Annotated in this window: 24 protein-coding genes and 3 tRNA genes; 9 read left to right on the top strand and 18 right to left on the bottom strand. The window is 41.0% G+C overall.

Annotated features, from left to right (window positions below):
* Positions 1 to 108 precede the first annotated feature (108 nt).
* Together BDE36_RS08170 and BDE36_RS08165 are read right to left on the bottom strand one after the other, a co-directional pair.
* Positions 109 to 195 (bottom strand) — tRNA-Ser (locus tag BDE36_RS08170).
* A gap of 156 nt (positions 196 to 351) precedes the next feature.
* Positions 352 to 2,373, bottom strand: a complete 2,022-nt coding sequence (locus BDE36_RS08165) for an HD family phosphohydrolase (RefSeq protein WP_170205930.1) — start codon at positions 2,371 to 2,373, stop codon at positions 352 to 354.
* A gap of 239 nt (positions 2,374 to 2,612) precedes the next feature.
* On the opposite strand from BDE36_RS08165, the gene BDE36_RS08160 reads away from it, so the two are divergent.
* The 3 genes from BDE36_RS08160 to BDE36_RS08150 all read left to right on the top strand — a co-directional run bounded on the left by BDE36_RS08160 (position 2,613) and on the right by BDE36_RS08150 (position 6,151).
* Positions 2,613 to 3,533, top strand: coding sequence for a hypothetical protein (locus BDE36_RS08160; protein ID WP_141814469.1), 921 nt, complete (start codon positions 2,613 to 2,615; stop codon positions 3,531 to 3,533).
* Between the two features lie 123 nt (positions 3,534 to 3,656).
* Positions 3,657 to 5,342 carry a peptide MFS transporter gene (locus tag BDE36_RS08155; protein WP_128769378.1) on the top strand — a complete coding sequence of 562 codons (1,686 nt, stop codon included), beginning with the start codon at positions 3,657 to 3,659 and terminating at the stop codon, positions 5,340 to 5,342.
* 29 nt (positions 5,343 to 5,371) lie between these two features.
* Positions 5,372 to 6,151, top strand: coding sequence for a polyprenol monophosphomannose synthase (locus BDE36_RS08150; RefSeq protein WP_128769379.1), 780 nt, complete (start codon positions 5,372 to 5,374; stop codon positions 6,149 to 6,151).
* Between the two features lie 87 nt (positions 6,152 to 6,238).
* Here BDE36_RS08150 and BDE36_RS08145 read toward each other — a convergent pair whose 3' ends face one another.
* A complete protein-coding gene (locus BDE36_RS08145) occupies positions 6,239 to 6,904 on the bottom strand; it encodes a superoxide dismutase (protein WP_128769380.1) in 666 nt (221 codons plus the stop codon).
* Positions 6,905 to 7,033: 129 nt separating this feature from the next.
* Positions 7,034 to 7,909: a cation diffusion facilitator family transporter gene (locus BDE36_RS08140; RefSeq protein WP_128769381.1), complete on the bottom strand. Its 876-nt coding sequence runs from the start codon at positions 7,907 to 7,909 to the stop codon at positions 7,034 to 7,036.
* 157 nt (positions 7,910 to 8,066) lie between these two features.
* Here BDE36_RS08140 and BDE36_RS08135 point away from each other — a divergent pair, with 157 nt between their 5' ends.
* Complete coding sequence (locus BDE36_RS08135) at positions 8,067 to 8,510, top strand: hypothetical protein (RefSeq protein WP_128769382.1); 444 nt, start codon at positions 8,067 to 8,069, stop codon at positions 8,508 to 8,510.
* Between the two features lie 266 nt (positions 8,511 to 8,776).
* On the top strand, positions 8,777 to 9,016 hold the full coding sequence (locus BDE36_RS08130) for a hypothetical protein (protein ID WP_128769383.1): 240 nt from the start codon (positions 8,777 to 8,779) through the stop codon (positions 9,014 to 9,016).
* A gap of 352 nt (positions 9,017 to 9,368) precedes the next feature.
* Here BDE36_RS08130 and BDE36_RS08125 read toward each other — a convergent pair.
* The 7 genes from BDE36_RS08125 to BDE36_RS23635 form a co-directional block, all read right to left on the bottom strand.
* Positions 9,369 to 9,442 (bottom strand) — tRNA-Arg (locus tag BDE36_RS08125).
* A 102-nt stretch (positions 9,443 to 9,544) separates the two neighbouring features.
* Complete coding sequence (locus BDE36_RS08120) at positions 9,545 to 10,912, bottom strand: dipeptidase (protein WP_141814468.1); 1,368 nt, start codon at positions 10,910 to 10,912, stop codon at positions 9,545 to 9,547.
* Between the two features lie 60 nt (positions 10,913 to 10,972).
* On the bottom strand, positions 10,973 to 11,113 hold the full coding sequence (locus BDE36_RS23655; protein WP_161987577.1) for a hypothetical protein: 141 nt from the start codon (positions 11,111 to 11,113) through the stop codon (positions 10,973 to 10,975).
* A 42-nt stretch (positions 11,114 to 11,155) separates the two neighbouring features.
* Positions 11,156 to 11,296, bottom strand: a complete 141-nt coding sequence (locus tag BDE36_RS23650; RefSeq protein ID WP_161973408.1) for a hypothetical protein — start codon at positions 11,294 to 11,296, stop codon at positions 11,156 to 11,158.
* A 42-nt stretch (positions 11,297 to 11,338) separates the two neighbouring features.
* Positions 11,339 to 11,479, bottom strand: coding sequence for a hypothetical protein (locus BDE36_RS23645; RefSeq protein ID WP_161973408.1), 141 nt, complete (start codon positions 11,477 to 11,479; stop codon positions 11,339 to 11,341).
* 42 nt (positions 11,480 to 11,521) lie between these two features.
* Entirely contained in the window at positions 11,522 to 11,662 is a 141-nt protein-coding gene (locus BDE36_RS23640) for a hypothetical protein (RefSeq protein WP_161973408.1), read from the bottom strand.
* A 42-nt stretch (positions 11,663 to 11,704) separates the two neighbouring features.
* On the bottom strand, positions 11,705 to 11,845 hold the full coding sequence (locus BDE36_RS23635) for a hypothetical protein (RefSeq protein ID WP_161987577.1): 141 nt from the start codon (positions 11,843 to 11,845) through the stop codon (positions 11,705 to 11,707).
* A gap of 102 nt (positions 11,846 to 11,947) precedes the next feature.
* On the opposite strand from BDE36_RS23635, the gene BDE36_RS08115 reads away from it, so the two are divergent.
* The 4 genes from BDE36_RS08115 (at position 11,948) to murA (ending at position 17,878) form a co-directional block, all read left to right on the top strand.
* Positions 11,948 to 13,378, top strand: a complete 1,431-nt coding sequence (locus BDE36_RS08115) for a tetratricopeptide repeat protein (protein ID WP_141814467.1) — start codon at positions 11,948 to 11,950, stop codon at positions 13,376 to 13,378.
* An 83-nt stretch (positions 13,379 to 13,461) separates the two neighbouring features.
* The gene (locus BDE36_RS08110) at positions 13,462 to 15,741 is read left to right on the top strand and encodes an ATP-dependent helicase (RefSeq protein ID WP_141814466.1); all 2,280 of its coding nucleotides are present in this window, start codon (positions 13,462 to 13,464) and stop codon (positions 15,739 to 15,741) included.
* Positions 15,742 to 15,799: 58 nt separating this feature from the next.
* The gene (locus BDE36_RS08105) at positions 15,800 to 16,471 is read left to right on the top strand and encodes a DUF4290 domain-containing protein (RefSeq protein WP_141814465.1); all 672 of its coding nucleotides are present in this window, start codon (positions 15,800 to 15,802) and stop codon (positions 16,469 to 16,471) included.
* Between the two features lie 81 nt (positions 16,472 to 16,552).
* On the top strand, positions 16,553 to 17,878 hold the full coding sequence (murA, locus tag BDE36_RS08100) for a UDP-N-acetylglucosamine 1-carboxyvinyltransferase (protein WP_141814464.1): 1,326 nt from the start codon (positions 16,553 to 16,555) through the stop codon (positions 17,876 to 17,878).
* Between the two features lie 158 nt (positions 17,879 to 18,036).
* Here the strand turns inward: murA and BDE36_RS08095 are convergent, their stop codons facing one another.
* From BDE36_RS08095 to BDE36_RS08065, 7 genes are all read right to left on the bottom strand, one after another.
* Positions 18,037 to 19,398 (bottom strand): pyridoxal-phosphate dependent enzyme, encoded by a 1,362-nt coding sequence (locus BDE36_RS08095; protein WP_141814463.1) that lies wholly within the window; start codon positions 19,396 to 19,398, stop codon positions 18,037 to 18,039.
* Between the two features lie 84 nt (positions 19,399 to 19,482).
* Entirely contained in the window at positions 19,483 to 20,346 is an 864-nt protein-coding gene (locus BDE36_RS08090) for an AMP nucleosidase (protein ID WP_128769390.1), read from the bottom strand.
* Between the two features lie 50 nt (positions 20,347 to 20,396).
* Entirely contained in the window at positions 20,397 to 21,638 is a 1,242-nt protein-coding gene (clpX, locus tag BDE36_RS08085; protein WP_141814462.1) for an ATP-dependent Clp protease ATP-binding subunit ClpX, read from the bottom strand.
* Positions 21,631 to 22,335, bottom strand: coding sequence for an ATP-dependent Clp endopeptidase proteolytic subunit ClpP (gene clpP / locus BDE36_RS08080; RefSeq protein WP_128769392.1), 705 nt, complete (start codon positions 22,333 to 22,335; stop codon positions 21,631 to 21,633). Before clpP ends, clpX begins: the two co-directional genes overlap by 8 nt.
* 103 nt (positions 22,336 to 22,438) lie before the next feature.
* The gene (gene tig / locus BDE36_RS08075; protein WP_141814461.1) at positions 22,439 to 23,785 is read right to left on the bottom strand and encodes a trigger factor; all 1,347 of its coding nucleotides are present in this window, start codon (positions 23,783 to 23,785) and stop codon (positions 22,439 to 22,441) included.
* A 64-nt stretch (positions 23,786 to 23,849) separates the two neighbouring features.
* Positions 23,850 to 23,931: transfer RNA gene (locus BDE36_RS08070), tRNA-Leu, on the bottom strand.
* A gap of 151 nt (positions 23,932 to 24,082) precedes the next feature.
* On the bottom strand, positions 24,083 to 25,678 hold the full coding sequence (locus BDE36_RS08065) for a response regulator (RefSeq protein WP_141814460.1): 1,596 nt from the start codon (positions 25,676 to 25,678) through the stop codon (positions 24,083 to 24,085).
* Positions 25,679 to 25,785: the final 107 nt, after the last annotated feature.

The following is a 25,785-nucleotide window of genomic DNA, read 5'->3' as shown; positions in this document are numbered from 1 at the left end:
GCTACCCAAATATGCTCATAAATGAGCATTTCATGCAAGCCTTAAAAGCACAAAAGCCTGTAAATCACATGATCTACAGGCTTTTGTGTTCTTTATTATCTTACTCTGCGGTGAGGGAGGGATTCGAACCCTCGGTACGGTTACCCGTACGACAGTTTAGCAAACTGTTCCTTTCGGCCTCTCAGGCACCTCACCCCCTATTTTCAGGGACTGCAAATATAGCAATTAGGTATAGCCTTCAAAAAAAAAATTCGTTTTTCGGATAAGTTATCTGCCATAAAAATCAGCTCTCTCTGGAATCATCTGTAGCTGAACGGGTTAAAGCCAGACAAAAATCCGGATATCGCTGAGTTATATTTCATAGTCTATCCTTACATGATAGATACTCATAAGCATATTCTTAAATATCGTCCTGATATTGGCAATGTCTTTAAGCGTAATGTTACTATTATTTAACTGTCCTTGCTCGAGTTTATAGTCAATTATACGATCTACCAGGTTACTTATACTTTTGGCATCGGGCTCTTTTAAGCTGCGGGAAGCTGCTTCAACAGAATCGGCAAGCATCAGCACGCCTGTTTCTTTTGAAAATGGTATTGGTCCGGGATAGCGAAAAATATTCTCATCGACAAACTTTTCAGGGAAGTTTTTAAGGAACGACTGATAAAAATAGTCCATTCGCGTATTCCCGTGATGCGTTCGGATAAAGTCGATAATTATTTCGGGCAGGTGGTTTTTCCTGGCTAACTCCACGCCCTTGGTGACATGCCTGATAATAATTTGAGCACTCGCCTCATATGACAGACTATCGTGAGGATTTTGACCCTTGTTTTGATTTTCAATAAAGTACTGCGGGTTTTCCATCTTCCCTATATCATGATACAGGGCTCCGGCCCTTACAAGAAGAGTATTACCACCGACATTAAAGATGGCCGCCTCCGCCAGATTTGCTACCTGTAATGAATGCTGAAATGTTCCCGGTGCCTTATAAGAAAGTTCGCGAAGTAGCTTTGAATTGGTATTGGTGATCTCCATCAAAGTCACCTCGGAAGTAAGACCAAAAACACGTTCGAATGCGTAAATAAGAGGATAGGCGAGAAGTGAAAGTAGTACACTGAATATAAAAGGCACAAAGTTAACCCATTCAAGACTGGCAATAGAACCATTATTCCGGATGAGTGAGATCCCGAGATATGCCACAAAATAATTACTAAGGATGAAAAGGGCAGATATCAGGAGCTGCTCGCGTTTTACCAGGTTTTTTATACTATATATTGCTACCATCCCCGCGGTGACCTGAAGAAAAGCGAATTCAAAGCTGTTTGGCACAAAAAAGCCAGCCACCAGCACTACCAGTAAATGAATATTTAGTGCTAACCGGGTATCAAACAAAATCCTGATGATTATTGGAACGATGCAATATGGGATATAATAAAGGTTCGGAATTTTCAGGTTTATCGCCCATGAGAGTGACACCAGCATAATGGTGATTACCACGAGGATAAGAGATATTTTTCGATTATCCTCAAATATATCGCGCCTGAACAAACGGAGGAATATCATCAGCAGAGCCACTATTAACCCTCCGAGCAGCAGTTGCCCGAAGAAGATAATTTTTCGATTTCCGCCAAACTTGCTGTCTTCTTCATAAGTATTCTTCAGCGACTCAAGCTTCTGGTATACCTCCTGCGTAATTACCGAGCCGTTAGCCACAATCAGTTCTCCTTTCTGCACCATCCCCCGTGTGGGCGAGAGATTTTTAAGAGCCTCTTCCTCCACTTTCAAGGTTAAGCGCTCATCATAAATGTAATTCTGTTGAATATGATCGTCAATAAGCTTGGTAAGCCAGGGCTTATTCTTAACGGCAACGGCTTTGTTTACTTCTTCTTCGGCATATCTGGCGGCCGATTCGAGCGTAAAAACGGTTGCGGTATTAAGCTGCCGGGCTTTGTTGTTTGTTAAGAGGTCGAAATTGTAGTTTGTATTGGCCTGCTGATACTTTTTATTAAAGGCCATCACGCCTCTTTCGTATATCGCAGTAAGTATTTTCTCTCCGGTTTGCTGGTATACCGTTTTCAATGCATCGTCCCCCGAAGCTCCCTCCCACCTCACTTCGAAGTCGGCCAGGAAAGCTTGCAATTCATTATCAGCTACTTCTGTTTCATTCTGATAAACTGGCAGCACTGATTTGTATATATCCGCTTTATCATTTTCGATTTCCTCAAAAGTCTTCTCTATGGCAAAGCTATAAGGTGAAACGAGGTCCTTGTTCATCCAAACCTTTCCTTTTTCGTATTCATACTTAAAGCGGGCATGCTTTGGAAGAAAGAGAGTTACAATCACCACGCATAGAACCATCATGACGTATTTCATCGACGACGAATACCTGCGGTAAAGAATGAGATGGGGATTTTTATTCAGCTTGGCCACAATTTTTCCTTAAGCTTCAAACTTAGATAAACTTGCATATAAAAACAAGTTTACACAAACAGCATGTAAAGATGTTTATCAATAGGTGAGCCTGGTTTGAGCCGCTAACTTGTTTAAGAATCCGGGCATGTTATCGTTTGCCTTTTTCAACAAATAAATTTATAATTGTGCGTGTTTTAGAAATGAGAAGAAGCGTTTACTTTCTGGCAATAGGATTATTTATGTGCATGAACACCATGGCACAGCATTCTGATCCTCCTAACTCGGCTCAAACTTTTATAAAGCTTCAGGACAGCCTTAAAAACTTAGGTTATCAGGTTGTGAATAATCCCAGCGAAGCTGAAAGATATAACGCCAGTTACACGATGATCAAAACGTTGGTCAGCGCCTTAAAGCTCAACAATTCTTTTAATTTCGGCTTTGATTCATTAAAAACAATTTCCATTCTCACTTCTCCCGACCGCCGGTTCCGCATCTTTTCGTGGCATGTTCTAAATAATGACGGCAGCTATCGTTATTATGGCACCATCCAGATGAACAACGCCGGCGGAAGGCTTCAGATGTTTCCTCTGGTAGATCATAGCGCTGAAATTAAAAACCCGCAGGACAGCACATTAAACAGCGGCCATTGGTATGGCGCTCAATATTACAAGGTTATTCCTGTTACCTACAATGTAAAAGTGCCTTATTATATATTGCTTGGATGGAAGGGTAATACTGTAAAGTCAACAAAAAAAGTAATTGATATACTCTATTTTAAAGACAACAAGGCGTGGTTTGGAATGCCTGTATTTTATGGAAATAAAGAGAGTGTTAATAAGCACAGGATCGTATTTGAATATAACCGGCAGGTCTCAATGATGTTGAATTACATTCCCGCCGAGGGAATGATCGTATTTGACCATCTCGTTCCTCCAAGCACCGAAATGGCAGGTTCACCGGAGTTATTTGGACCTGACCTTTCTTATGATGGTTTTAAAATAGACAGAGGCCGGCTAAAGTTTGTAGATAACCTCGAACTAAAGAACTCTCCTTCTGAGATAGATGATTTATATAATGATCCTAAAAAACCCTCAAAAGAAATTATAAATAAGTTAAAATAAAACCTTAAGAAGAATACATTTTTAACATGTTTCGTACTTTTCCGGCTGCGTATTAAAAAATCTTTAACCAGAAATAAATTAAAAGATACTATTTTGCACATTTTTAAAGAATATATATAAAATATGGATACTATAAACATTGCTGAAACACCATCGCCATCCAAAGGTCATCCTAAAGGGCTGTATGTGTTGTTTACAACCGAAATGTGGGAGAGGTTTAATTTTTATGGGATGCGCGCCCTTTTAACTCTCTTCCTTGTAAATGCACTCGCGTTCCGTGAAGCGGAAGCTTCGGTGATCTACGGAGGATTTCTAGGATTGTGTTATCTCACGCCAATGCTTGGAGGCTTCATCTCCGACAGGTTCCTTGGAAACCGGAACTGTATCCTCCTGGGTGGTGTTACAATGGGAATCGGGCAATTGTTCCTTTTCTTAAGTGGCAGTACCTACGACACCAATTTCGAGCTTTCTAAAATAGCAATGTATGTAGCCCTTGGTGTCATTATACTCGGCAACGGTTTTTTTAAACCTAATATATCGTCTATGGTAGGCCAGTTATATCCCAAAGGAGACAGCCGGCTTGACGCAGCATTTACTATATTTTATATGGGTATCAATGTGGGCGCCTTCCTTGGAATGAATATTTGCTCGATGGTGGGAGACGTGGTATTAGACAACGGCACGCGCATAGTCACCTCTTTTAAATGGGGATTCCTCTCCGCTTCCATGGCCATGTTCCTTGGCTCCCTGGTATTCTATTTCCTGAAAAACAAATACATCGTATCGCCTGATGGTTCTGCTGTTGGCGGAAAACCTGCGCTAGATATAACCAAAGGGGCTGATGAAGTGCAGGAAGCTAGTTTTTCCGTCGCTTCAAAATATGGAGCATTTGCCGCTTTTTTTGCTCTTGTGCTTGTTTTTCGTTTTGTTATTGACCAAAACTGGATCTATGCCTTTATTTATGCGAGCGGACTAAGTTTGGCGGGTTTCATTATTACGGATAAGTCGCTTACGGCGGTTGAACGCGACCGGATTCTGGTGATCTATATACTTGGCTTTTTTGTTATCTTCTTTTGGGCTTGCTTTGAGCAGGCCGGATCGTCGCTGACATTTATAGCGGATAACCAAACCGACAGAAGGCTGTTCGGATGGAATATGCCACCAAGCATTGTGCAGAATGCTAATTCGCTGTTCATCATGATTTTCGCGTTTCCGTTTAGCTGGCTGTGGTTACGACTTCAAAGAAGAAACCTGGAGCCTATCTCACCCGTTAAACAATCTATAGGACTTCTATTGCTTTCATTCGGGTTCCTGATCATCGCATTCCAGGTAAAGAACCTTGGAAATACCGAAAAGTTAGCTGTTATCTGGTTAATTGTTATGTACCTGTTCCATACGCTAGGCGAGCTCTGTCTCTCTCCTATCGGATTGTCGCTGGTATCGAAACTTGCCCCGCATCGTTTTTCGTCTCTTCTTATGGGAGTATGGTTCCTTGCAAATGCTGCCGGATATGCATTGGCAGGTACACTTGGAGCTTCTATTCCTCCAACCGGCGAAAAATTCACGGCTGCGCAGGAAGCTGGCATTAACCTGCAGAGCGTGCTTGACAAAACCATTACGCCAACTGCAGCGCAGCTTGCAAAACTCAAAGAGCTAAGGATACCTACTGAATATCCGACGTTTGCAGGGTTTACAATTCATAATCTTTTCGAATTCTTTATGCTTTTTGTAATCCTGCCAGGAGTAGCAGCTGTTTTGCTGTTCCTGCTTTCGGGAAAGCTTAGAAAAATGATGCATGGCATCCGCTAATATTATTTTATTCCTTTATATCTTTATACGTGTCATCTGATAGTCTTGTAATAATACCCACTTACAACGAAAAGGAAAATATAGAGAAGATTACCCGATCTATATTTTCCCTTCAACAACCTTTCCATATTCTCGTTATCGATGACGGATCGCCTGATGGTACCGCCGCCATTGTTAAACGGATGCAGGGCGAGTTTTCAGGAAAACTATTTATTGAGGAAAGGAAAGGGAAGCTGGGGCTCGGAACAGCCTATATTCACGGCTTTCGCTGGGCATTAAAACATGATTATCAATACGTTTTCGAAATGGACGCCGACTTTTCTCATAATCCGGCAGACCTTCCCAGATTGCGTGAAGCATGCCAGAGCGGAGCGGATGTGGCGATCGGATCGCGGTATGTTACGGGAGTGAATGTGGTGAACTGGCCTATGAGCCGGGTGCTGATGTCGTACTTCGCATCTGTATATGTGCGCCTTATTACCGGCATGGACATCCAGGATACTACAGCAGGCTTTAAGTGCTACCGCAGACAGGTTTTAGAAACTATCGACTTCGATAGGATTAAATTTGTTGGTTACGCCTTTCAGATTGAAATGAAGTTTACAGCTCTGCAACATGGCTTTAAGGTAATTGAAGTCCCAATTATTTTCATTAACCGTGAACAGGGAGTATCGAAGATGAGCACTAACATTTTCAGAGAGGCGTTTATCGGTGTTATTCAGATAAAGGCAAACAGTTGGTTTAGAAAATATAAGCAAAAACCAGCCGCACCTGCTGCTATCCCAGCAGGTATTAAGCACGACGCTTAATAATATACTGCGACCAGAATAATATGCTATAAAAAAGCCCGGCAAGCCTGTTCACGCAACAGATTTGCCGGGCTTTGTATTGAAATATTATTTCGACTGGTTATAACGGCGTTCTACTTCAGGCCAGTTTACAACACTCCACCATGCAGAAATATAATCGGGACGTTTATTCTGGTATTTCAAGTAATAGGCGTGCTCCCATACATCCAGGGCGAGAATGGGAACTCCATTTTCTTTTACCACATCCATCAAAGGATTATCCTGATTAGGGGTGGTGGTTATCTTCAATTTCCCTTTCTGAATAATGAGCCATGCCCACCCTGAACCAAAACGTTTGGCAGCCGAATCCGCAAATGCTGATTTAAACTTATCAAGGGAGCCGAACGTACTGTTAATCACCTTAACAAAGCTTTCTGAAGGCGCCGAACCATTAGGTGCCATTACTTGCCAGAACAAACTATGATTGTAATGCCCTCCGGCATTGTTTCTTACTGCTGCAGACGACTTTGATACAGAAGCGAGAATCTTCTCGATTGACTGCTTCTCCAGGGCAGTACCCTTCACTGCGTCATTCAAATTCTTAACATAGCCTGCATGGTGCTTATCGTGATGAATCTGCATAGTCTCCTTATCAATTGCAGGCTCAAGAGCATCAAATGCATAAGGCAGATCGGGTAAAGTAAACTGCGCCCTGACTGAAGGCGCAAGCAGGATAGTTAGCACACCTGCAAGCATTAAACTTTTAAACTTCATAATAAATAGAATATATTGTTAAACAATTGTGCTTTTTTGTAGCCGGCATAGTTATATGCAACTCCTGTGTATAACCCCATAGTGCAGATCCGGTTTCATCTTTTTAGTATTCCCCTTGAGTATTTCTGATTAATAGGGTTCTACATGTATCAGCGCATTTTTTATCCTGCTATCGCGACTCATTAATCTTTCCTTCACCAGGTGTGCGATACGATGCCCCTCAGCCACCGTCAGCTGAGCTTCTACGAGAATATGCAGATCAACAAAATAATCAAATCCCATTTTCCTGACGTAGCATTTCTCGACTGCCTTTACTTCAGGAACGCTGCCTGCATCCTCTTTTATTCTTTCAACAACATCGCTGGATGGTGCGCTGTCCATTATCTCGTTAAGGGCTGGTCGCAAAATCCGGAAAGCATTGAAAACAATCAGGCCAGCAGCCAGCAAAGCTGCCCAATCATCAGCGGCTTCGTAGCCTGTTTGTATCGCTATGATAATTCCGATAAAAGCAGCGACCGACGTAATCGCATCACTGCGATGATGATATGCATCAGCAATAACAGCCTGACTATGTATGCTTCTTCCTACTTTTATGACGTACCTGAAAAGAGCTTCTTTAATGATAATCACAATCAATAATACCCAGAGTGTAAATACATGTGGGGGCACATGAGGTGTATTAATGAAATGAAAGGCATTGAAGCCGATCCAAACAGCGGCACCGAGCAGGAATAGTGAGATAATAATAGCAGCTAAGGGCTCAGCTTTTCCATGCCCGTAGGGATGCCCTTTGTCTGCAGGCTTTAATGAATATTTTAATCCCAGCCACAACAAGGCCGAGCTAAGAATATCGGCTCCTGTTTCCGTAGCATCGGCAATCAGGGCATAGGAATGGCCCAGGTTTCCCGCAACGGCTTTTACTACAACCAGAACTATACTTATTATTATTCCCAGCTGCGTAGTACGAATTGCTCTTGCCGATGGATGCTGCCCCATATCCTTCATCAATTACATTTTCAGGCAAAAATAAGCGAATAATACGGATTAGATATCATTTGTTGTAAGAAAGCCGCTGACCAATTTTATTTGTTCTTTTTTTGAACATAGCTCTATATCTTTATTGGCGATAATATTCTGCTTATTACACTAATATATTTAAGATATGACTATCAATAAAACACTGTTTTTTCTGGCAGTAAGTCTTTGCATCATTGCGTGTCAGCAAAAAGAGAACCGCAAAGAGCTCAGGAGTGAAGTGATTAAACTCCACGATGAGGTAATGGCTAAAAATAGCGAAGTCGTTAACCTGCAAATGACGCTCGATACGTTAATCCGAAACGTCGACAGTCTGAAGAAAGCAAACCCTCAACGGGACACAGCCGTGTTAAAGAAAGACCTTATAAAGCTGCTGGAACGATTAAAGATTGCAGAAGAGGGTATGAACGAATGGATGCATGCGTTCGAGCCGGATACAGAAGGTAAAACGGAAGATGAAGCCTCAAGCTATTTCCAGGCAGAAAAGAAGAAGCTTCAACGGATAGATAGTTTGTATGACGAGAGTACGGAACAGACAAAAGCATATCTTAAGAAGTCAGCACTGAAATAAGCGGAATAAGTGTGCTTCGGACCCGCTTCAGAAAGGGTTCGGAGTGGAAAGCACTCACTTAGCGACCATATTTTGTCGTATCTTGTGCTTCTTCGTTTTTTATCGGAGAAGCAGCTGAGCGAGCGGCAAGCTGCACCGGGGATAGCCTTATTCGGTTTTGAACAGTGGCTTATCCTGAAATAGCAAGTATCCGCTGTAACTTTTTATTTGCAGGGCGCTAAATACCTGCAAAACCCGTATCTTTAAAAAATAGAAGAAAACAACGCATGGCATTCACATCCGACGAGTTCAAATCTAAGATGGAAGAGATAGAGCACACTTACCATGAGTGGTTCTCTAAACATCCTCCGATCGGCAACAGCAACGTTAATTCTATTCACGACCATTATTACATTTACATGAGCACACAGGGGCATCAGTTAAGATTCAATGCAAGTTCGGATCTTCCGGTTGAAATACGCACATTGATCAAAGATGCTTTTTCTGAAGTATCTCCTCAGAGCTGAGCCTGTTTTTATAAGAAACAGCCATAGATCTATTTATTCCGGCGCAAAACATTTAATATAAGGCTCGCACAGAAGCCGATGGCTCCCCCAATGGCGACACTCGTCAGCGTGTCGAATTTGTATATTCTATTCAAAACCAAAATAATACCGATGGTAAGCGCTAGTACAATGAATCCGGGAAAGTCCATTTCTTTCATGATAACAAACTTACTAAAAGATTGAAATTATAGTAGCTGTAAATAACATTGGGGATCAGTGGCAAGCGGGAGGATGCTTCTTTTCATGGTCGTTAACACGCTAAATGACACGGTTAATAAAAAAAGGGCCCTGAAATCATCAGAAGCCCTTTTCGTACACCCATCAGGATTCGAACCTGAGACCGACGGTTTAGAAAACCGTTGCTCTATCCAGCTGAGCTATGGGTGCCCTTTTCGCCTGCAAATATAGAAAAAGTTTAAATTATGAGGAAGCTAAATTTAAAGTAGTGAAAATTTAGCCGGATTCATAACTTAAACTTTAGGCATTTTGCTAACTAAGCTCAGCAAAGTACTTGTGAAACAATGGAATGGTTTCTATCCCTTTGTAATAATTTGCAATGTCAAACTTCTCATTTGGAGAATGCAAATTGTCGCTATCGAGACCAAATCCCATTAATACCGTTTTAATTCCCAGTACTTCTTCGAACAAAGCTACAATTGGAATACTACCTCCGCCCCTCGTTGGGATAGGTTTCTTACCGAACGACTGCTCAATAGCTTTTTCAGCGGCTTTATATGCAATACTATCCGTAGGAGTAACTACAGGTTCTCCGCCATGATGTTCTGTTACGGTTACGCTTACGTACTTAGGAGCAATTCTTTCGAAATGATCTTTAAATAGCTGCGTTATATTGCTTGATTTTTGATTTGGTACGAGTCGCATGGAAATTTTCGCACTGGCCTTTGAAGGAAGGACCGTTTTTGCTCCCTGACCAGTGTAACCTCCCCATATTCCGTTAACTTCTAAAGTCGGACGTATTCCCGTTCTTTCTATGGTTGTATACCCCTGTTCTCCCCATAGTTCTTCAACTCCTAAATCTTCCTTGTACTCGGCTTCATTGTAAGGAGCTTCATTCAACTTCTCACGCTCAGCTTCAGATAAACTTTGAACATCATCATAAAACCCAGGAATGGTAATATGATTATTCTCATCGTGAAGTGAAGCTATCAACTTACATAAAATAGTTGCCGGGTTGGCGACTGCTCCGCCATATACTCCCGAATGCAGATCGCGATTAGGCCCGGTGACCTCCACTTCTAAATATGACAGACCACGAAGCCCGGTTTCTAAGGATGGATCTTCGAGACTGATCATGGCGGTATCGGAGATAAGAACAACGTCTGCTTTTAAACGTTCCTTATTCTCTTTAACAAAAATGCCAAGGTTCTCTGATCCTACTTCCTCCTCGCCTTCTATCATAAATTTGATATTACAAGGAAGCGTGCCTGTTTTTTGCATGAGCTCAAAGGCTTTTACATGCATATAAAACTGTCCTTTATCGTCACAGGCTCCCCTGGCGAATATTTTACCTTCCCTTATTGTTGGCTCAAAAGGTGAAGTCTTCCATAATTCCAATGGATCTGCCGGCTGAACATCATAGTGTCCATACACCAGTACGGTAGGTTTTGAAGCATCAACAATCTTCTCACCGTAAACTATAGGATATCCGGCAGTCGGACATACTTCCACTTTCTCAGCTCCTGCTTCTCTGAGCTTTCCAGCTACAAAATCGGCAGTTTTTAATACATCTCCCTTAAAACCGGGATCAGCGCTTATTGACGGAAAACGAAGCAGTTCGAACAACTCATCCAGAAACCGCTGCTTATTCTCATCAACATATTTTTTTATCTCTTGCATACGCTATAAGTTTTGAACAAATATAGCTTGCATCGAGAAAAGAAACCAATTGTTTAGTGATTAATCCCAACCACCCATATCTTTCTTATCACCTACCATTACACTGCTCTCTGCTTTCACTGCTGGTTTTGCTTCTTCATCCTTCTTGCAGGAAACCATACCTAAACTGAATAATACTGCTATTAATAATACCTTTTTCATTGTTCTTAATTTTTAAATGTTCTTGATTCTGTTCTTCATTTATTAATCCCAACCACCCATATCTTTCTTGTCGCCTACCATTACACTGCTCTCTGCTTTCACTGCTGGTTTTGCTTCTTCATCCTTCTTGCAGGAAACCATACCTAAACTGAATAATACTGCTACTAATAATACCTTTTTCATTGTTCTTAATTTTTAAATGTTCTTGATTCTGTTCTTTACTTATTAATCCCAACCACCCATATCTTTCTTATCACCTACCATTACACTGCTCTCTGCTTTCACTGCTGGTTTTGCTTCTTCATCCTTCTTGCAGGAAACCATACCTAAACTGAATAATACTGCTACTAATAATACCTTTTTCATTGTTCTTAATTTTTAAATGTTCTTGATTCTGTTCTTTACTTGTTAATCCCAACCACCCATATCTTTCTTGTCGCCTACCATTACGCTGCTCTCTGCTTTCACTGCTGGTTTTGCTTCTTCATCCTTCTTGCAGGAAACCATACCTAAACTGAATAATACTGCTACTAATAATACCTTTTTCATTGTTCTTAATTTTTAAATGTTCTTGATTCTGTTCTTCACTTATTAATCCCAACCGCCCATATCTTTCTTATCACCTACCATTACACTGCTCTCTGCTTTCACTGCTGGTTTTGCTTCTTCATCCTTCTTGCAGGAAACCATACCTAAACTGAATAATACTGCTATTAATAATACCTTTTTCATTGTTCTTAATTTTTTTAATTAATATTTATTGTATTCAAAAATAAGCAACTTTTTCGTGGATGGTTTTGTAAAAAAAATTATATATCTTACGTCGAGATTACGATGAGAAATTACTACCTCTTTATTGTTACTTTTTTCCTTTTTATACACACTTGCTTCTCACAAAAGCTAAACAGACCTGATAGCCTGGAGATTGCCAGATTAAACAGACTTGGCTATGAAGCACGTTTAACAGATCCAGAACTTACAATAGACTACGGTACAAAGGCATTTGATCTCGCATCAAAATTTGATTACAAGGACGGCATTGCTGAATCCTATCGTGTTATCGGAATAGGCAACTATTACTTAGGGAAAAACGATATTGCTATTTCCCAATATCTAAAATCATTAACGCTGTTTAAAGAGACTAAGAATCTGAATGGACAAGCAAAAGTCTATAATAACATTGGGAACCTGTATAGAGAAGTAGATTATGAAAAAGGGCTTCAGTTTTTCAGAGAAGCTCTCATACTGGCCAGGCATTTAAATATCCCAGATTTGATAGCAGGATGTTATTTAAACACGGGTATTATCTATTACAGGAAAAAACAATATAATATCGCCTTAAAAAATTTCGAACAGAGCTATATCCTTTTTCAGAAACTTAATAACCCCATTGGGATAACCCAGTCATTGCAGAACCGGGGCGTTATCTATTTTAAGCTAAACCAAATATCCAAAGCAGAAGAGCTGCTACTTGAAGCAAACAAGAAGGCAAAGGAAAACGAATTGAATAATACTATTGCAAGTACAAATCTAACCCTTACCTCTGTTTATATTCAGCAAAATAAGTTCGAAAAGGCCGAAGAAACACGCGATGAAGGACTGGCCTATGCTCGACTAGTTAAGGATAATAAATTAGAACAAGACTATAACTATACTTCTTACGAACTCGAAAATAAAAGAAAGCGTTATCAGCAGGCCCTATACTACCTAAGAGAAGTGTATAAAATTGATAGCATGAGTTTTAGAAGTCAGGTTTCTGAAAAAATTGGCTTACTTCAGGAACAATATACTTATCGTGAAAAGGAAAGAGAGAACCAGTTAATTATAGAGCGACAGAAAACAAGCAAGATTTTATATTGGGCCACGACAATAGTGCTTATACTGTCAATTGTAGTTATCATCCTTCTGGTAATGAGCGTCAGGAAGAAGTCCAAAACCAACAAGCAGCTCCAGGCACTGAATGATGAAATATCTCTTCAGAAAGAAAACCTTGACAGGATAAATCATAACCTTGAAGAAATAATTGCCGACCGGACAAAAGACCTTCAAATTAAGAACAAGAAACTCTCCGCCTACTCCTCGCACCTATCGCATCAGATAAGAAGTCCTATTGCTACCATGAAAGGATTGATGCTTCTTGAACAGGAAAATCTTATTGAAGAAGAAGAATTTGTGAAAGAAATTGGGAAATGCGTGAATGAAATTGATGATAAGATTCTAAACATTAACGAAACGCTTCACAATCCGGAAGATCAGGGTTTTTAGTGCATTTTGAAATAAAGAATCGGAAGGGCACAGATATTCGTGCTCATTCTTTAATTTTGTAGCCTTAACAAGAGGATCAGGTTTTGGAATATTTACAGGGATTAAATCCTTCACAAAAAGCGGCGGTATTACAAATCAAAGGGCCGGTAATGATTGTTGCCGGAGCGGGATCAGGAAAAACCCGTGTTATTACTTATAGAGTGGCACATCTTATTAAATCAGGAGTAGATCCTTTTAATATCCTTGTGCTTACTTTTACCAATAAGGCTGCAAAAGAAATGCGGGAGAGGATAATGAAAGTAGTCGGTCCCGAGGCAAAAAACATTTGGATGGGTACTTTCCACTCGGTTTTTGCAAAGATACTGCGTGTAGAAGCTGAAAAGATTGGCTACCCTAATAACTTCACCATTTACGACACCGACGACAGCAAGAGTCTTATCAGGGCAATCCTGAAAGAGCAGCAGCTTGACGATAAGCTTTATAATGCTAATTTCGTTTATAACCGAATTTCTTCTGCAAAAAACAACCTCATTTCAGCTGCCGAATACCAAAAAAACGAGCATATACAGTCAGAAGATTTTTCCTCTGGCAGAGGAAAACTGGGCGAAATTTATCAAATATATGCTCAGAGATGCTTCAAAGCCGGAGCTATGGATTTTGATGATCTTCTCTTCAAAACCAACGTTCTTTTAAGAGAGCATCCCGACGTGCTTTATAAGTATCAAAACAAGTTTAAATACCTGATGGTCGACGAGTATCAGGATACGAATTTTTCGCAGTATCTTATTGTAAAAAAACTCGCGGCTATTAACGAAAATATTTGTGTAGTGGGCGATGACGCTCAAAGTATCTATGCCTTTAGAGGAGCCAATATCCAGAATATTCTAAATTTCGAAAAAGATTATCCGGACCTTAAAGTATTTAAACTTGAGCAGAACTATCGTTCAACACAGAACATTGTTAATGTTGCCAATAGTATAATTGCCAACAACAAAAACCAGCTTAAAAAGAACGTCTTTTCGGAAAACGAAATGGGCGATAAAATAAAAGTCGCCAGGGCCTTCAGTGATAACGAAGAGGGCAAGATTATAGCGGAAAGCATCATGCAGGAACGGACCGTTAAGGGTCTCAAGTACCATGATTTTGCTATCCTTTATCGCACCAATGCGCAGTCGCGGGCGATGGAAGAGGCACTTCGGAAATTAAATGTCCCCTATAAGATCTATGGAGGACTATCATTCTATCAACGGAAGGAAATCAAGGATTTGATTGCGTATTTCAGGCTTACGTTTAACCCGAATGATGAAGAAGCGCTAAAGAGGGTGATAAACTATCCAAGAAGAGGAATTGGCGACACCACGATAGAACGAGTTGTAATAGCGGCCGATAAGAGTAACCTTACCCTATGGCAGGTTATTAATGAGGCGGCAAGCCACCTTGACCCGAGAAGCGCTACTGCCGTGGGCAACTTCGCAACCCTCATTCTGAGCTTCCAGGCAATTACAAAAACGCATTCAGCTTATGAAGCCGCTTTGCATATAGCGCAGCATTCAGGTCTTTTAAAAGACTTGTACGAGGATAAATCAATAGAAGGACTTAACCGTTATGAAAACATACAGGAACTTTTGAACGGGATCAAAGAATTTAGTGAAAGAGAGGACATTGCTGAACGAGGGCTGGATGTCTTTATGCAGGACGTAGCTCTTTTAACGAATGACGATAACGATAAAAACCCGGATGCAGACACGGTTTCGCTGATGACTATTCATTCCGCTAAAGGGCTAGAATTTCCGCATGTGTATGTCGTTGGGCTGGAGGAAAACTTATTCCCGTCGCAGATGTCGTTAAATTCCCGCTCGGATCTGGAGGAAGAAAGGCGTCTTTTTTATGTTGCTATTACCCGGGCAGAGAAAAAGCTGACACTCTCCTATGCAACGTCCCGCTATCGCTGGGGCACATTGACAAGCTGCGAACCGAGCCGCTTTATTGATGAAATTGATGCGAGTTATCTCGAGCTGGAGTTTCGGCAGCAGGCAAAATCGCCTGACAAAAATCCTTTCTTCAATGACGAGAGGACTGCCTGGAGCAATAACACTCCGGATACATTCTCAAAACCCAAGCCTGCTGTTAATCAACGAACAACATCGATATTACCTAAGGCGCATGTGCCTACTCCTGACTTTGCGCCTTCTGATACCTCCGGCTTGCAAGTAGGAATGGAAGTTGAACATGAGCGATTCGGCTTTGGTAAAGTAATAAATATTGAAGGCAACAAGCCCGATATTAAAGCAACTATATTTTTTAAAGAATTGGGACAGAAGCAACTTTTGCTTAAATTTGCAAAGCTGCGTATAGTTACGTAATTTCCAGAAATAATAATAATTCCGGCCGGGAAACTTCCCCCCCAAACAAGAATATTAGATGACATTTGATTATAATACTACAAGGAGAAAACTAATCCTTGCTGAATATGGCAGAAACGTACAAAATATGGTTGCATACATCTGCGATCTGCCAACAAAAGAAGAAAGGAACCGTCACGCACAGGTTGTCATAGATCTTATGGGCTTTCTCAACCCTCATTTGCGTGATGTGGCCGATTTCAAACATAAATTATGGGATCATCTCCATATTATCTCTGATTTTAAGATTGATGTCGATTCTCCCTATCCCAAGCCTTCTCCTGATGCGATTCACATTAAGCCCGAACCCCTGGGATATCCACAGAAGCGTATAAGGTATAAGCATTATGGGAAGACCGTAGAGATACTGATGCAAAAGGCAAAGACCATAGACGATCCTGAGCGGAAACAGCTAATGGTTCAGTCTATTGCTAATTTCATGAAGATGGCCTACGTTACATGGAATAAAGATTCGGTTGCAGATGAAACCATTATCAACGATCTCAAAGAGTTATCAAACGGAGAATTGGTGCTTGAAGATAATGTAAACCTAACTAAGGTTGAATTCAGGCCAAATGCACCGGGCCTTCGCCAAAAAAATCAACAGAAAAGCAATAACCAGAACGGTAAAAACCGGCAAAACAATCGGGGCCAGGGAAACAGACCGAAAAGCAACGGAAAACGTTATTAATATGAGTAATGAGATATGAGATATGAGTTTTAACCAGCTTATATCTCATATCTCATTACTCATGACTCATAATTAACAGACATGAACGCATTCGAAATTAACGGAGGAAAACCTCTGAGGGGAGAGATCATTCCTCAGGGAGCAAAAAATGAAGCCTTACAGGTAATTTCCGCTGTACTTTTAACAGAAGAACAGGTAATCATAAGCAATGTTCCTGATATAAAAGATGTCAATAAGCTGATAGAGCTTTTGGGAGATCTGGGCGTTCGTGTAGAGCACCTGAAAAAAGATACATACTCTTTTCAGGCTAAAGACATTGATCTCGACTTCTTCATGTCAGAGCAGTTTAAGGCTAAAGGCGGGAGTCTGCGGGGTTCAATTATGATAGTTGGTCCCCTTCTGGCACGTTTCGGCAAGGCTTCTATTCCAAAGCCCGGAGGTGATAAAATAGGAAGAAGAAGACTAGATACGCATTTTCTGGGATTCGAGAAACTCGGCGCTAAATTTAATTATAATTCAAAAACTAATTTTTTTAATGTCGACGCCAGTCATTTAAAGGGAGCTTACATACTTCTTGATGAAGCATCCGTTACCGGTACCGCCAACGTGATCATGGCGGCAGTTCTGGCAAAAGGGATCACTACGATTTACAACGCCGCCTGCGAACCTTACATTCAGCAGCTCTGTAAAATGTTAAATCGGATGGGCGCGAAAATATCAGGCATAGGCTCGAACCTGCTGAATATAGAAGGAGTTGAAAAGCTTGGGGGAACAGAACATAGATTACTTCCAGACATGATCGAGATAGGCTCCTTCATCGGACTGGCTGCAATGACAGGTTCTGAAATCACTATTAAGGATGTTCACTACAATGAATTAGGCATTATTCCCGACATATTCAAACGTATGGGAATACGTTTAAAACTGCGGGGCGACGATATCTATATTCCTTCGCAGCCGCATTACGAGATCGATACATTTATTGATGGGTCTATTCTAACAGTAGCCGATGCTCCTTGGCCTGGCTTTACCCCCGACCTGCTAAGTATAGTTCTGGTTGTAGCAACGCAGGCAAAAGGGAATGTCATGATCCATCAAAAAATGTTTGAGAGCCGACTGTTCTTCGTGGATAAACTCATCGACATGGGTGCTCAAATTATCCTTTGTGACCCTCATCGTGCTACTGTTATGGGACTCGACAAACAGGTGCAGCTTAGGGGAATAGAAATGACCTCTCCCGACATTCGTGCTGGTGTATCACTTCTTATTGCCGCACTCTCTGCCAGCGGCCGTTCGATCATCCACAATATCGAACAAATAGAAAGAGGATATCAGGATATAGATATACGGTTAAGGGCTTTAGGAGCCGATATAAAACGCATCAACACCATGCCGAAACAGCATTGATGAGTATCAAGTAGCTAGTATCAAGTATCAAGAAGCTAAAGCTGAAAGCGGAAAGATAAAAGCTGAAAGCAGCGTTGCTCAACGTTACGCTTAGCCTTAGTCTTTGAATTTAACTCTTATTTCTTGATACTTGATACTAGCTGCTTGCTACTAAACGGCTATATCGCCATTGCGTTAATGATATCAAACTGAGTAATAATTTCAAGACGCCCAAGTTCATCTTCCACGAGCACTGCCGTATTCTCTTTATTTATAAGCAGTGATATCTTATCAATGGAGGTATTAAGATCCACAAAGGGAAACGGTTTCGTCATGACTTCCTGTACGCCAGCTGACTTCATAGAAGGATTTTCAAGCAATGAGCTTAAAATGTCGCTTTCCGTAATCTTTCCTGCGATTTTGCCGTGCTGCGTGACAGGGATCTGTGAAATATTTAATGTTTTTATTGTGTTAATTGCTTCGAGAACTGTTTTATCTGCGTCGATTGTAACAATCTCCTGGCGCTCTCTCCTGGAAAGAATTGACTTCGCAGTAAGCTTCTCATCCTTAAGGAACCCTCGTTCCCTCAGCCAATCTTCATTATACATTTTAGCCAGGTAACGTGTGCCATGATCATGTACGATTACAACCACCAGATCACCCTCTTTGAGGTGCTCTTTCAGCTGTAGTAACCCGGCAATCGACGCTCCCGTCGAGTTCCCAGCAAAGATTCCCTCTTTCCTGGCAATTTCCCGGGTCATCAACGCGGCGTCTTTATCAGTTACTTTCTCAAAGTGATCAATAACCGAAAAGTCAACGTTCTGAGGCAAAAAATCTTCCCCTATGCCTTCTGTGATATAAGGATATATTTCATCTTTGTCAAAGATTCCGGTCTCTTTATACTTCTTGAAGACTGATCCGTAGGTATCTATACCCCAGACTTTAATATCAGGGTTCTTTTCTTTCAAATATCTTCCCGCTCCCGAAATAGTCCCGCCCGTACCTACTCCAACGATCAGATGAGTGATCTTTCCTTCGGTCTGTTCCCATATTTCTGGTCCGGTCTGCTCATAGTTGGCTTTTGAATTTGAAAGATTATCATACTGATTCGCTTTCCACGCATTTGGAACCTCTTTCTGCAATCTGGATGATACCGAATAATAAGATCTTGGATCTTCAGGCTCGACGTTAGTGGGACAAACTATTACCTCGGCCCCAAAAGCCCGAAGAGCGTCGATCTTTTCCTTAGATTGCTTATCTGTAGTAGTAAAAATACATTTATAACCCTTTATCACGGCAGCAATCGCCAAACCCATACCGGTATTGCCAGATGTCCCTTCGATGATCGTCCCCCCTGGTTTAAGCAGACCCTCACGTTCAGCGTCTTCGATCATCTGCAATGCCATCCTGTCTTTGATAGAATTACCCGGATTAACCGTTTCGATCTTTGCTAAAACAGTCGCTTTAACATCCTTAGTAATCTTATTCAGTCGCACTAGCGGCGTATTTCCAATGGTCTCTAAAATGTTGTTATACCACATATTTGCAAAAGTAATAATTAAACGATCAATCCACAGAGACGACGCCGCAATATGATATTGGCCTTATGTTATAAGTGGCAAACGTTAAAACTTAAGATGTTTTACGGTCAGACCGTTATTGATTAACTGCTCAAGTGAATCTATGCCTATGCGCAAATGAGTTTCTACATATTTCTCTGTCACCTTCGAATCACTTTCAGCAGTTTTAACACCCTCAGGGATCATAGGCTGATCCGAAACAAGCAATAGTGCGCCAGTTGGTATCTTATTTGCAAAACCAGCCGTAAATACTGTGGCCGTCTCCATATCTACCGCCATAGCTCTTAAAGATTTAAGATAGCGTTTAAATTCTTTATCGTGCTCCCATACCCGACGGTTCGTGGTATAAACTGTTCCTGTCCAATAATCCCTGGAATGATCACGTATAGTTGTTGAGATTGCTTTTTGAAGGGCAAAAGCAGGAAGCGCCGGAACTTCTGCAGGAAGATAATCATTAGATGTACCTTCACCACGGATAGCGGCTATCGGAAGTATAAGATCCCCGATATTGTTCTTTTTCTTTAAGCCTCCGCACTTCCCTAAAAAGAGAACCGCCTTGGGACTGATGGCGCTCAAAAGGTCCATCATCGTGGCAGCAAGCGGACTGCCCATTCCGAAATTTATAATAGTGATACCTGCTGCAGACACACTTTGCATGGGCTTGTCTAAACCCATTATCGGAGCGTTGTTATGCCATTCAGAGAAAAGCTGAAGGTATTTTGAAAAATTGGTCAATATAATAAAGTCAGTGAACTGACTCAGCGGTCTGCCCGTATACCGGGGAAGCCAGTTAGATACGATTTGCTCCTTGGTTTTAAGCCCTTTTTTCACAGGGCTTTCCACTTCTTTTACCTTTGGTGTCTTTTCTAAAACATCAGCATCTTTTTTAACATCTTTTTCTTCATTCATAATTTTAATATTTCGGATACAAAAAACCCCGAATTTCTTCGGGGCTCTTTCTATGCAACTTTTAGTTTTTTTATGTCCGACTTGGCGAACTTCTCAAGTGCGTAATCGAGCGTTATATATAGCTCCTTCTCATGCTGCTTCTCAGAAGGGACTTCAAACATAGCATCGATCATGATGCCCTCGCAGATAGACCGCAGTCCGCGTGCACCGAGCTTGAATTCCATCGCTTTATCGACAATAAATTCAAGCACTTCCTTTTCATACTCAAGCTTTATACCTTCATATTCAAACAGCTTCTTATATTGTCTTATTAACGAATTTTTCGGCTCGGTTAAAATATTCAGCAAAGCAGTCCGGTCTAAGGGATTGAGATGTGTAATCACAGGAAGCCGTCCGATCAATTCAGGAATTAACCCGAATGAGCGTAAGTCCTGAGGAGTAATATATTTATACAGATTCTTTAAATCTATATTTACATCCTCTTTCTTTACTTTATATCCAACCGTTTGTGTTCTTAACCGGTTGGCAATCTTCTTTTCAATTCCGTCAAAAGCACCACCACAGATAAACAATATATTATTCGTGTTTACTGCAATCATCTTCTGATCGGGATGTTTTCTTCCCCCTTGAGGTGGGACGTTTACTATCGTGCCTTCAAGAATCTTGAGTAGCGCCTGTTGTACGCCTTCGCCTGAAACATCACGGGTAATGGAAGGATTATCGCTCTTCCTGGCTATTTTGTCAACCTCGTCTATATATACGATTCCGCGTTCAGCAGAAGCAACGTCATAATCGGCAGCCTGGAGAAGCCGTGTTAAGATACTTTCGACATCCTCTCCAACATAACCGGCTTCCGTTAGAACCGTTGCGTCGCAAATGCAGAAAGGTACATGAAGTACTTTTGCAATGGTTTTTGCAAGCAATGTTTTACCAGTTCCGGTTTCTCCTACCATGATGATGTTCGACTTCTCGATCTCCACCTCATCCTTCTCAATCTTCTGATTCAACCTTTTGTAATGATTGTATACCGCTACAGACAAAACCTTTTTAGCATCGTCCTGACCAATTACGTACTGGTCCAGGTGATTCTTGATTTCAAGCGGCTTCATTAGGGTTAAAGCAGACTGCGAAGTTTTACTTTTGCGGGTCGATAGCTCTTCGGCCAATATCTGATTTGCCTGCGCTACACACTTGTCGCAAATATGAGCGTCAAGGCCAGCAATCAGCATCAGCGTGTCCTGTTTACCTGCTCCGCAAAAGGAACATTTTATGTCTTTCGAACTTTTACTCATTGTTTCCTTTGTTTTCACCAAGAACCTCGTCAATCATGCCGAATTCTTTAGCTTCACCAGCAATCATCCAATAATCTCTGTCTGAAGCATCGTGAACTTTCTGATATTCCTGACCGGTATGATTAGAAATAATTTCGTAAAGCTCCCTCTTCAGTTTCAATATTTCACGTGCAGTTATTTCAATATCCGAAGCCTGTCCCTGAACGCCCCCGAGAGGCTGATGAATCATCACTCTTGAATGAGACAAAGCCGCACGTTTACCCGCAGCGCCGGCACAGAGTAACACAGCAGCCATTGAAGCCGCCATTCCTGTACATATTGTAGCTACGTCCGGCGAAATATATTGCATCGTGTCATAGATCCCCAACCCTGCATATACCGATCCTCCAGGAGAGTTAATATAGATCTGGATATCGCGTTTTGCATCAGTCGACTGAAGGAACAACAACTGAGCCTGAATGATGTTCGCATTATTATCATAAATCGCATCGCCCAGAAAAATGATGCGATCCATCATTAATCTAGAGAAAACGTCCATCTGAGCAACGTTCAACTGACGTTCCTCGATAATATAGGGAGTCATCGACATTGGAAGAGAGCTTCTCTCCACGCCTGCTATGAACTTATCAACATGCTGACTACCTATACGGTGGTGCTTTACCGCGTATTTACGAAATTCATTTTTATCAATATTCATTGGATTGAATTTATATGGTTACTAATTTAAATCAATTAAAGCATAAGCAAGTAATTTCCCTGTAAAGAAATACTGGCTAAAACACTCTTATAACCAATATTTTTTAATTCAGTTCCAGAAACTTGTTATATTCTATTTCCTTCTTATCTAATGTAATAACAGTTTTCAGATAATCAAGAACCTTCGCCGTTTTTACATCTTCAAATACCTTGTTGGCGTTTTCTTTATTCTGTAAAAACTGAACCGTGTACTGTGCTAACTGATCCTCAGGAAGAGCTTGAGGACTATACATTCTGAATTGAGCATCAAGCCTTTGTTTCGCTGCTTCAAAAACATCCTCGTATTTTACTTCAAGACTATTTTCCTTCATCAGCTTATTTTCAATCAGCGTCCATCTCAGATTACGCGCAAAATCACTATAGCCATTCTCGAGTTCTTCCTCGGTTATATTCTGATTAGTCGCCTTCAGCCAACGCTTAAGGAACTCATCAGGAAGTTCAAGATTAAACTTCTGCAGTCCAAAACCTATAATATCATTATTAAGTTTCTGGTCAGCATTCTGCATTACCATCGACTCAAGCTCTGCCGTGATTTTCTCTTTAAACTCTTCTTCTGTTTTTACAGCGTCTTTGCCAAATAATTTATCAAAGAACTCCTGATCCAGATCAGCCTCTTCGAGTCTGTTCACATTTTTTACTGTCAACCTAAATTTAGACTGCAGATCTCTCGCATCGTCCTCACCAATGTTTAACAATTTCGATATCTGAGCGGCATCATTAGCAAATGCTTTCTGAATATCCAATTCTGTAACATCGTCTTTCTTAAGACCTATTAAAGCCTTCTTTATTTCCTCATCTTTAATCAGGTCGAGCCTGACAGAAGCTGTACTGCTTATACCGCCTTCAAAAACAGAGCCATCCGGAGATAGTTGCGTTAATTCGGAATAAAGGATATCATCTTCTGCCGAAACTTCAGGGTTTGTCATTTTGCCATAACTCTTTCTGATGTTTTTGACGCGTGACTCAAGTGTCTCAGCATCGATTTTTATCTGATAATAAGGCAGGGTATCTTTTTCTGAAAAACTAAGTTCAAACTCAGGCGCAAGCCCAAGTTCATAATCAAATTCGAATTCATCGTTATAATCCCAGTTAAACTCCTTGCTTTCATCAACTTTCGGAAGTGGCTGGCCCAGGACGTCAAGCTTATTTTCTGTGATATAATTGTTAAGAGAATCGTTCAACAAATTATTTATCTCATCCACAAGTATACTCTTGCCATACATCTTTTTTATGTGAGATGGAGGCACCATACCTGGTCTGAAGCCTGGGAGTTTTGCCTTCTTAGCCTGGCTCTTAATAGCTTTTTCAACGCGGTCGCGATAGTCCTCTGGCTTGATACTTACTTTAACTACTGAGTTTAGGTTATCGATTTTCTCTTGTGTGATATTCATTTTACGACATTTAGTTCATTAGTGTCTATACAAAAATTCCCCCCGGTCAGCGGAGGGAATTATGTGCGGAAGAAGGGACTCGAACCCCCACGCCTCTCGGCGCCAGATCCTAAGTCTGGTGCGGCTACCAATTACGCCACTTCCGCATTAGGATATTCATTATTTTGGAATGCAAAAGTACGCCTTTTTATAAGATTATCAAATTTATTATTAAAAAAATGAGGCGTGCAAACTCATAAGAAGCAATGGCAGTTGTTGGCCCTCCGATATATCTAATTCCGACTTACGAGATTTAATTCAGTCAGCCTTCCGGATATACCGGTCGATCATTTGGTGTAATGCATTGAGATCAAAAGGCTTACTTAAAATATCATTCACACCAGCATCTAAAGCTTCCTGTTTTTCGTCGTCCATTACGGCCGCCGACAGGGATATAATCGGTATATTCCTTACGTTCTCGGGCATTTCCGTACGTATTTTACGGGTTGCTTCATATCCTCCCATTACAGGCATATAGGTATCCATCAGGATCAGATCGTATCTATTTTGATTTATTTTTTCCAAAACCTGAGCCCCGTTTTCTACGATATCCGCCTTTATATTCCAGCCAGCAAGGATCTTTCTGATCATGAATTGACTTATCGTATTATCCTCGGCAACAAGGATATTAAGATTGTCAAACTTCTCCAGTGCCGAAATACTCTTAACCGAAACTTTATCAGCGTCCTCAATTACTACTTTGAACCAGTTAGCAAAAGTAAAACTACTGCCAACACCCTCCTGGCTTTCAACAGAAATCTCTCCGCCCATCAAGGCTGCTAATCTTTTAACTATCGAAAGACCCAGTCCGGTACCTCCGTACACATGTCCGGTATTCTCGTTTGCCTGCTCGAAAATTTCAAATATCCGGTCATGTTTGTCGGCAGGAATACCAATACCGGTATCCTTCACTATAAACTGCAAACGGGTGAGGCTACCTTTACTCTCAGGAGCCTTAACAAACAACGACACTGTTCCTCTCTCTGTAAACTTAATAGCATTACTTAAAAGGTTAAGCAGGATCTGATTTAAGCGAAGAGCATCTGCTATTACAAGTGGAGGAACATTTTCGTCTACTAAAACATTCATCAAAAGCCCTTTTTCATCGGCTTTGGCTTTTAAAAGTCCTGTTACGGACCCAACAACATGAGTAATCCGGGTTTCAGATCGAACAATCTTAAACTTTCCTGCTTCTATTTTCGAAAAATCAAGAATATCATTGATTACTCCCAGAAGCGACTCTGATGAGTCTTTTAGCAATTCGATGATTCTTTTCTGTTCATCATCGAGATTCGAATTCTGAAGCAAGTAGATCAGTCCAAGAATACCATTTATAGGAGTACGAATTTCATGGCTCATATTCGCCAGGAAGCTTTCCTTGGTTTTCCTTCCCTGGATAGCCAGGTCTTTCGCCTTGATAAGCTCCTTCTGATAACTCTCAAGCTCTTCATTCTTACGTTTAATCTCCCGCTGATACCGCACCAACTGTATAAAGGAATCAACCTTAGCAGAAGTTATATATGGGTCAAGAGGTTTATACAAATAATCAACAGCTCCAACCGACAGGCCCCGTACGGCGTATTTTGTTTCAGTTGAAATTGCCGTCACAAATATTACCAGCATTTCGCGTGTTCGCGGATTGCTTTTCAGGATCTCCACAAGCTCAAATCCATCCATTTCAGGCATTTGAACATCGATAAGTGCAATAGCAATATCCTGCTCCCAACAGATTCTTAGAGCCTCATTGGGAGAAGTTGTGGTTATAAGCTCGATCTCATCGCGCTTTAGCAAAGCTTCAAGAGCAACGATATTCTCGGGTCTGTCATCAACTATCAACAGCTTAATTAAATCCATTATTTTAAGTATATTCTTTATGTGAAGATAAAGCCTTCGCCCTTTAAAATATTCAACTGTATAGGCAGGCTACTGCTGTTTAGTGCATGAGCCTTTACCGTTGTATA

It is taken from the genome of Arcticibacter tournemirensis, assembly GCF_006716645.1.
GTDB lineage: Bacteria > Bacteroidota > Bacteroidia > Sphingobacteriales > Sphingobacteriaceae > Arcticibacter > Arcticibacter tournemirensis.
This window is presented reverse-complemented; position numbering and strand designations above follow the sequence as displayed.